Here is an 8,616-nt window from a genome sequence, read left to right on the forward strand (position 1 = left end):
GAAGGAGCAAGACTTCCCACACGGAGGGCTGTTGAATGCAAGCCGTGGCCGGGCGCTCGCTGCACAAGCGCTTCGTGCCGAAGGCGCCGGCCGCGGCCGTGCACGCGCTCGACGACGTGTCGCTCGAAGTACCCGCCGGCACGCTCACCGCGCTGGTCGGTCCCGACGGCGCAGGCAAGACCACGCTGCTGCGCCTCATGGCCGGCCTGATGCGCGCCGACCAGGGCGAGCTTCGCGTGCTCGGCATCGACGTGTCGGCCGACCCGCAGGCGGTGCAGGACCGCATCAGCTACATGCCGCAGCGCTTCGGCCTCTACGACGACCTCAGCGTGCAGGAGAACCTCGACCTCTACGCCGATCTGCACGGCGTGCCGCGCACGCAGCGGCGCGAGCGCTACGCACGGCTGATGGAAATGACCGACCTCGGCCGCTTCACCACCCGCCCCGCCGGCAAGCTCTCGGGCGGCATGAAGCAGAAGCTCGGCCTGGCCTGCACGCTGGTGCGCTCGCCCGACCTGCTGCTGCTCGACGAGCCGACTGTGGGCGTGGACCCGCTCTCGCGCCGCGAGCTGTGGGAGATCGTGCAGCAACTGGTCGACGACGAAAAGCTCTCGGTCATCGTCAGCACCGCCTACCTCGACGAGGCCGAGCGCTGCAGCCATGTGTTCGTGCTGCGCGGCGGCAAGCTGCTGGCGCAGGGCGCGCCCGGCGAACTGCGCGACCGGGCGCGCGGCCTGTGCTTTGTCGCAACGCCGTCCGACAGCGAGCCGCCGCGATTGCTTCAGGCTCGCCTGCTCGACGCGCGGCAGGACATCGTCGATGCAGTGCCGCAGGGCGGCGAGGTGCGCTTCATCCGCCGCGAGGAAGCAGACGGCGCGCGGCTCGACGCGCTGCTCGACGGCGCGCACACCGAGCCCGTCGCGCCGCGCCTCGAAGACGGCTTCATGATGCTGCTGCGAACGCAGCCATCGCCCGCCAGCGACACCATTCCGCCAGCCGCCATGGCGACGCCCGACGGCCAATCCGGCGAGGTGGTCATCGAGGTCAAGGACCTCGTACGCCGCTTCGGTGATTTCGTCGCCGTGGCCAACACCAGCTTCTCGGTTCGCCGCGGCGAAATCTTCGGCCTGCTCGGCCCCAACGGCGCGGGCAAGACCACCACCTTCCGCATGCTCTGCGGCCTGCTGCCCGCCAGCGGCGGCCAGTTGCGCGTGGCCGGCGTCGACCTGCGGCATGCACGCGCACAGGCGCGCCAGCGCATCGGCTACGTCTCGCAGAAGTTCGCGCTCTACGGCAACCTCACGGTGCGCGAGAACCTCTCGTTCTTCGGGGGGGCCTACGGCCTGCGCGGCGCGAAGCTGCGCGAGCGGATGGACACGGTGCTGCACCAGTTCGACCTTGCCCAGGCACTCGACACGCCCAGCGGCCAACTGGCCGGCGGCTACAGGCAGCGCCTGGCGATGGCCACCGGCCTGCTGCACGAGCCCGAGATCCTGTTCCTCGACGAACCCACCAGCGGCGCCGACCCGCTCGCGCGCCGCGAGTTCTGGCGCCGCATCACGGCGCTGTCGGAAGGCGGCACCACGGTCGTCATCACCACGCACTTCATGGAAGAGGCGGAGTACTGCGACCGCATCGTGATCCAGGACGCAGGCAAGGTGCTGGCCATCGGCACGCCGCAGGAGGTGCGCGCGCAGGCGCTGGGCGAGGAAGACAGCGGGAGACGCATCGACATGGAACAGGCCTTCATCGGCATCGTCGAGAAGGCGCGGCACAAGAGCACGGAAGAGGTGGCGGCATGAACGGCTTCCGGTCCCGCCTGGTCTCCCTCACGCGCAAGGAGTTCCGCCAGCTGCTGCGCGACCGCAGCAACCTCGCCATCGGCATCCTGCTGCCGATGGTGCTGATCCTGATCTTCGGCTACGGCATGTCGCTCGACGTGAAGAACGCGCCCGTGGCCGTGGTCATGGAAGACGCCTCGCCGACCGCGCACGAAGCCGTTGCCGGGCTGCAGCTCTCGCCCACCATTGCGCCGGTCCTGCTGGGCTCGATGCACGACGCCGAGGAACTGATGCGCGAGCGCAAGGTCGACGGCATCGTGCGCGTGCCGGCCGATTTCTCCCGCGCGCTCGCCGCCGGCAACGCACGCGTGCAGCTCATCGTGCACGGCTCGGACGCGGGGCGCGCGAGCATCATCAAGGCCTACGTGAGCGGCGCCCTCGCGCAAGCGGGCGTGCGGCAGGCGGACCGCAGCGGCGACGCTGCCGGCGCCGCGGCCGCAGGCAGCGTCGCCGTCGAGCAGCGCATGTGGTTCAACGCCGCGAACACCAGCACCTGGTATCTGGTGCCGGGCTTGATCGTGCTCATCATGACGCTGGTCGGCGCCTTCCTCACGGCGCTGGTGATGGCGCGCGAATGGGAGCGCGGCACGCTGGAGGCGCTGTTCGTCACACCGGTGCGGCCGGTCGAGATCCTGCTGGCCAAGATCATTCCGTACTTCGCGGTCGGCATGCTGGGCCTTACGCTGTGCCTGCTCTCCGCGCGCTACCTGTTCGCCGTGCCCATGTACGGCTCGCTGCTGGTGGTGGTGTTCAGCTCGATGCTGTACCTGATCGTGGCCGTGAGCCTGGGTCTCGTGATCTCGTCGGTCACGCGCAACCAGTTCCTCGCGAGCCAGGTGGCTCTGATCGCGACCTTCATGCCTTCGATGATGCTGTCGGGCTTCCTGTTCGATCTGCGCAACGTGCCCACTGCCGTTCGGGTGGTGGGGCACCTGCTGCCGGCCACCTATTTCATGGATCTGATCAAGACGCTGTTCCTCGCCGGTGACGTGTGGCCGCTGATCTGGCGCAACTGCGCGATCCTGCTGGCGTACGCGGTGGGCCTGCTGCTGGTGGCGCGCGCGGTAACTCGCAAGAGCCTCGACTGAGGGCCGAAGCCATGATCGATTTCCTCATGCGCATCGCCAACCTCTGCCGCAAGGAGCTGCTGACGATCCTCAAGGACCCGGCCACGCGCGCCATCCTGGTCGCGCCGGCATTGCTGCAGAGCCTGGTCTTCGGCTACGGCGCGACCTACGATCTCACCAACGTGCCCTATGCGTTGCTCGACCAGAGCCGCAACGGCGCCTCGTCCGAACTCATCGCGCACCTGGACAGCACGGGCGTCTTCCACCGCGTGGCCACGCTGCGCTCGCAGGCCGACATCCGCGAGGTGGTCGACACCGAGCAGGCGCTGCTCGTCATCCAGATTCCCGCCAACTTCGAGCAGCAGCTCAGCGCGGGGCAGACCACGACGATCCAGCTGATCCTCGATGCGCGCAACTCCAACACCGCGGGCTCGGCGGCGGGCTACGTGAGCGCGGTGGTCGAACGCTACAACGCGGAACTGCGCGCGCGCGCGGGCGCCCCGCCCTCACCGCTGGTCATCGAATCGCGCGCATGGTTCAACCCGAATCTCGAGACGCGCTGGAACCTGCTGCCCGGCATGATCGCTGCGCTCAGCATGCTGCAGACGCTGCTGCTCACCGCGCTGTCGGTGGCGCGCGAGCGCGAGCAAGGCACCTTCGACCAGCTGCTGGTCACGCCGATGTCGCCGCTCGAGATCATGATCGGCAAGGCACTGCCGCCGGTGCTGGTGGGGCTGGTGCAGTCGTCGCTGATCCTGCTTGTGGCGCTGTTCTGGTTCCGCATTCCGATGGCGGGCTCGCTCGTCACTCTGTACACGGGGCTGGTGTTCTTCACGGTCGCGAGCGTGGGCATCGGCCTGTCGATCTCGGCCGTGTCGGCCAACATGCAGCAGGCCATGCTCTACGCATTCGTGCTGCTCATGCCGCTGATGCTGCTGTCGGGCCTGACCACGCCGGTGCGCAACATGCCGCACGTGCTGCAGGTGGCCACGCTGGCCAACCCGCTGCGCTTTGCCATCGATCTCGTGCAGCGCGTGTACCTCGAAGGCGTGGGGCTGGGCACGGTCTGGCACAACCTGATTCCGCTCGCCGTCATCGCCGCCATCACGCTGCCGCTGGCGGCCTGGCTGTTCCGCAACCGTCTTGTCTGAAACCGGGAGCACGCCATGCCTCTTCTGTCCGCTCCTCGCGCCGCGACCGCGTTCGCCTTCTCCCTGTTGGTCTCCGGCTGCGCCGTAGGACCCGACCACAAGCCGGCCGAGGTGCGCACGCCCGCCGACTGGACTGCCTGGCACGGCGGCTCGCCCGCGCTGCTGGGCGCGGAACGGCAAGGCGCTTCCACCGGCGGCATCGCATCCGGCGACTGGAAGGCCTTCGACGATCCGGTGCTCGATCGCCTCGAAGCCATGGTGCTCGCAAGCAACCCCGACCTTCAGACTGCCGCCCTGCGCTTCGCACAAAGCCGCGTGCAGCGCACCACCACGGCGGCGCAGCAGGGGCCGCAGGTGAACGCGAGCGCCGGCGTCACCCGGCAGCGCCAGAGCGAAAGCGGTGCCGCCACGCGGATGATCGATGCGCTCGGCTCGTCGGCCTCCAACCGCGACCAGCTCATTCACACGCTCAGCGAGCCCTACAACCTCTACCAGGCCGGCTTCGATGCCTCGTGGGAGATCGACCTGTGGGGCCGCGTGCGCCGGACCATCGAGGCGGCCGATGCCGACGCGAGCGCCTCGTCCGCGCTGCTGCGGCAGGCCCGGCTCAGCGTGCAGGCCGAGCTGGCGCGCAACTACTTCGAGCTGCGCGGCACGCAACGCGAACTGCGCATCGCGCGCGCCGACATCGCCGCAGCCGCCGAGTCGCTCGAACTGGTGCAGGCGCGCGCCGACGGCGGCCTCGTCACCGACCTGGACCCGGTGCGCCAGCGCGCGCTGGTCGCCGAACTGCGCGCGCGCAATCCCGCGCTGCTGCTGCAGGAGGCCGATGCGACGAACCGCATCACGCTGCTGGCCGGTGCCGCGCCCGGCGCGCTGAACGCCGAGCTGGCCGACACCGCCACCGGCGACGCACTCGACGCCCCGGCGCTCCCCGCCCTCGCGCTGGGCCAGCCCGCCGAACTCGCGCGCCGCCGCCCCGACATCGCGGCGGCCGAGGCGCAGCTGCATGCCGCCACGGCCCGCATCGGCGTGGCCGTGGCCGATCTCTATCCTCGCGTGACGCTGGGCGCCGGCTTCGGCTACGAATCGGTAGGCAGCGAGCGTTTCGGTGAATGGGGCAGCCGGCAATGGCACGTGGGCCCGTCGATCAGCCTGCCGATCTTCGACAACGGACGCCGCCGCGGCACCGTCGAACTGCGCGAGCTGCAGCAGCAGGAAGCGGCCGTGGCCTTTCAGCAGACCGTGCTCAAGGCCTGGCACGAGATCGACTCGGCGCTCACCGCCTACGCCGCCGAGCGGCAGCGGCAGACCGAACTGGCCGAGCGCGAGCGCCGCGGCCGCGACGCGCTGGTGCTGGCGGCTGCCCGCTACAAGGGCGGCCTCACCGACCTGGGCGTCGAGCTCGACGCGGGCCGCCCCCCGCGGGCGGCGCGGCGCGCCCCCGCGCCCAGCGCCCCCCCGCGCGGGGGCGGGGGGGGGGGGGGGGACAAAGCGCGGGGGGGGGGGGGGCGCGCCGCCCCCCCCCCCGCGCCCCCCCCCCCCGCGCCCCCCCCCCCCCCCCCGCCCCCCCCCCCCGCCGCGGGCCCCCCGGCGACCAGGCGCAGAGCGCCAGCCGGCTCGCGGTCGGGCTGGTGGCCGTCTACAAGGCGCTGGGCGGCGAGGCCGTGGCGTCGGCCAGCATGCGCGTCGAAGGCCTGCGACCCGAAGACTGATTCAAGCCCTGTTGGTAAAGCTCGCGTTGCCCAGCCCCGTGCCGATGGTCAGCACGCCCCAGTGCCGCACGTCGCGCATGAAGGGCAGTTCGCTCAGGCCCTGCACCACTGCGTCGTTGTGCATCAGCACCAGCGTCGGGCCCGAGCCCAGCATCGGCATGCGCTGCCACAGCTGGCTCGGCAGGTGGAAGGCGTGGCTGTCCCAGTCGCCGGGCAGGTTCTGCGCGCCGCGCGCTATGAAACCGTCCGGCCGAATCAGGCCCGGGCAGCCAACGCCGACGAAGGGCGCGAGCCGGATCTTCCTGCGCTCGCTGTAGCGCACCATGTCTTCCAGCATGTCGGCGATGTGCTCGACCATGCCGCCGCGGTCGGGCGCATCGTCCGCATGGCGCCACTTCTCGCGGCGCACCACCTTGGCGAGCGAGAAGTCGCGCGCCTTGCGGTGGCGTGTTTTCACGATGCCGCAGCGCACGTTGGTGCCGCCGATGTCCACCGCGAGGATCGCGTCGTGCTTCTTCAGCATGGCGCGCGGCACAAGGTGCGCCCAGCCGATCAGTCCGCCGTCGTCCACGTCGTGCGAGAGGCGGCCGATCTGCACGTGCAGGCCCATCTCCTCGAGGATGGCCCCAGTCTGCAGGATGGCGCGCTCGCCCACGTCGCTCTCGGGAAAGCCGCCGCCGACCACGATGCGCTGCACCTTCCGCCACGAGGGCTGGCGCATGAAGCGCTGGATCACCAGGGCCAGCTCCTGCGCGAACTCCTCGATGGCGCCATGCATCACATCGGAGGCCTCGGACGCCTTTCCTCCCTGCAGCGCGCGGTCGAGTTCCCCCTTGCCGAGGTCGCGCGAATGCGAGCCGCCCAGCGGGTCCTTTCCCTTCCTGCGGCGGCGCTTGCGCCAGCGTTCGAGCAGTTCGCGAAAGGCCGTCTGGCTGGCCTGGTCGCCGACGAAACCGTCCTTGTCGCGCAGCTGCAGGCTGTAGCCGTCGACCTGCACGCCCGGCAGCTCCCGCAGGCCGTGGACGTCGGGGCCGGGGTGTTCGTTCTTCATGGAGCGGGTCTTCATGGCAACCGACTGTGGGCCCGATCAGCGGCCCGCCCCATCGGCACCGCGCACCACGGCGTGTAGGAGAGCGGCGGGTGCGCCAAACGGAACGATGTCTATACACTGGCCCGGATGCATCTGCCCCGCTGTTTCTGGCGCGCCGCCCTGCTGTACGCCCTCGCATGGCTTGCCGTCGCGCCCGCCCCCGCACGAGCCGCGGACGAGACGCTGCGCGTGGGCTCCAAGCGCTTCACCGAGTCGTACATCCTGGCCGAACTGCTGGCGCAGACGGCCGCACCGCACACCGTCTCGCCGCCCGTCGTGCGGCAAGGCCTGGGCAACACGGCCATCGTGTACGAGGCGCTGCGCTCGGGCGCCATCGACCTGTACGCCGAATACACCGGCACCATCGCGCTCGAAATCCTCAAGGGCTCGCCGGCGGACACGCGCGAGGCCATGAACGCGGCGCTCGCGCCGATGGGCCTGGGCGTGGCCATTCCGCTGGGCTTCAACGACGGCTATGCGCTCGCGGTGCGCGCCGCCGACGCCGAGCGGCTGGGCCTGCGCACGCTGAGCGACCTGGCGAAGCACCCCGAGCTGAAGTTCGGCCTGTCGAACGAATTCATCGGCCGCGCGGACGGCTGGAAGGGCCTGGCCGGGCGCTACGGCTTCACGCAGATGCCCACCGGGCTCGACCACGGGTTGGCCTACGACGCGGTGGCCGCGAAGCAGATCGACGTGATCGACATCTACACCACCGACGCCAAGATCGACCACCTCGGCCTGCGCGTGCTGGAAGACGACAGGAAATACTTTCCGCGCTACGACGCGGTGGTGCTCTACAAGCTCGACCTGCCCACGCGGCTGCCGCTGGCCTGGGCCGCGTTGAAGACGCTCGAAGGTCGCGTCGACGAGCGCGCGATGATCACGATGAATGCGCGGGCCGAGCTAGAGAGCGTGCCCTTCGACACCATCGCGCGCGACTTCCTCGCGAGCACGGGCAAGGGCGCGAAGGCGCAGCCGCGGGAAGCGCGGCGCGGCTTCATGGCCAAGCTGTTCGGGCCGGACCTGTGGAAGCTCGCGCGGCAGCATCTTCTGTTGGTGGCGGTGTCGGTCGGCGTCGCGATTCTCATCGGCGTGCCGCTGGCGATCCTGGTGTTTGCGCATGTGCGGCTGCGCGCGGTGGTGCTGGGTTTCGCGAGCCTGCTGCAGACAGTGCCGTCGCTGGCGCTGCTGGCCGTGCTGATCTCGATGCTGGGCGCCATCGGCGCGCTGCCCGCGCTGATCGCGCTGACGCTCTATTCGCTGCTGCCGATCATGCGCAACACGGTGACGGGCCTGGCCGAGGTGCCCAACGGCCTGCGGATGGCCGGCACCGCACTCGGCATGACGCCGCCGCAGAGCCTTCGGCTGGTGCTGCTGCCGCTGGCACTGCCCACGCTGCTGGCGGGCGTGCGCACCGCGACCTCGATTGCCATCGGCACGGCGACCATCGCGGCCTTCATCGGTGCGGGCGGCTTCGGCGAGCGCATCGTGACGGGGCTGGCGCTCAACGACCGCGAACTGCTCGTTGCGGGTGCATTGCCGGCGGCTGCGCTGGCGTTGCTGAGCGAGGGCCTGTTCGAACTCGTGGAGTACTTGATGCGGCGGCGGCGTCGTGTGCCGCCGTCTTCGCCACCTTCCTGAATTCGGGGGGCTTTCTTTCGGGGTGTGTGCGAAGGGCACCGGGTGGCTCCCTCCGCGAATGTCCCCCGCCTTCGGCTCCTCCTTTATTTCGCTGCGGGAGCCACCCGGTGC

The 8,616-nt window shown here is 70.4% G+C and carries 5 protein-coding genes; all 5 read left to right on the forward strand.

From position 1 onward, the window contains the following. Nucleotides 1–35 precede the first annotated feature (35 nt). Genes ACCD11_RS15690 through ACCD11_RS15710 form a run of 5 tightly spaced genes read left to right on the forward strand, consistent with a single transcriptional unit; the run spans nt 36 to nt 8,505 of the window. A complete protein-coding gene (locus ACCD11_RS15690) occupies nt 36–1,802 on the forward strand; it encodes an ATP-binding cassette domain-containing protein (protein ID WP_413314567.1) in 1,767 nt (588 codons plus the stop codon). Beyond that, nucleotides 1,799–2,929, forward strand: a complete 1,131-nt coding sequence (locus ACCD11_RS15695; protein ID WP_413314568.1) for an ABC transporter permease — start codon at nt 1,799–1,801, stop codon at nt 2,927–2,929. The genes ACCD11_RS15690 and ACCD11_RS15695 overlap by 4 nt, the downstream gene beginning before the upstream one ends. 11 nt (nt 2,930–2,940) lie before the next feature. After that, entirely contained in the window at nt 2,941–4,059 is a 1,119-nt protein-coding gene (locus tag ACCD11_RS15700; RefSeq protein WP_413314570.1) for an ABC transporter permease, read from the forward strand. A 15-nt stretch (nt 4,060–4,074) separates the two neighbouring features. Next, complete coding sequence (locus ACCD11_RS15705) at nt 4,075–6,903, forward strand: efflux transporter outer membrane subunit (RefSeq protein ID WP_413314572.1); 2,829 nt, start codon at nt 4,075–4,077, stop codon at nt 6,901–6,903. A 48-nt stretch (nt 6,904–6,951) separates the two neighbouring features. Further along, nucleotides 6,952–8,505, forward strand: coding sequence for a glycine betaine ABC transporter substrate-binding protein (locus tag ACCD11_RS15710; protein ID WP_413314573.1), 1,554 nt, complete (start codon nt 6,952–6,954; stop codon nt 8,503–8,505). The last annotated feature ends 111 nt before the right edge of the window (nt 8,506–8,616 follow it).

This window comes from Variovorax sp. Varisp36 (assembly GCF_047304235.1).
Taxonomy (GTDB): domain Bacteria; phylum Pseudomonadota; class Gammaproteobacteria; order Burkholderiales; family Burkholderiaceae_C; genus Variovorax.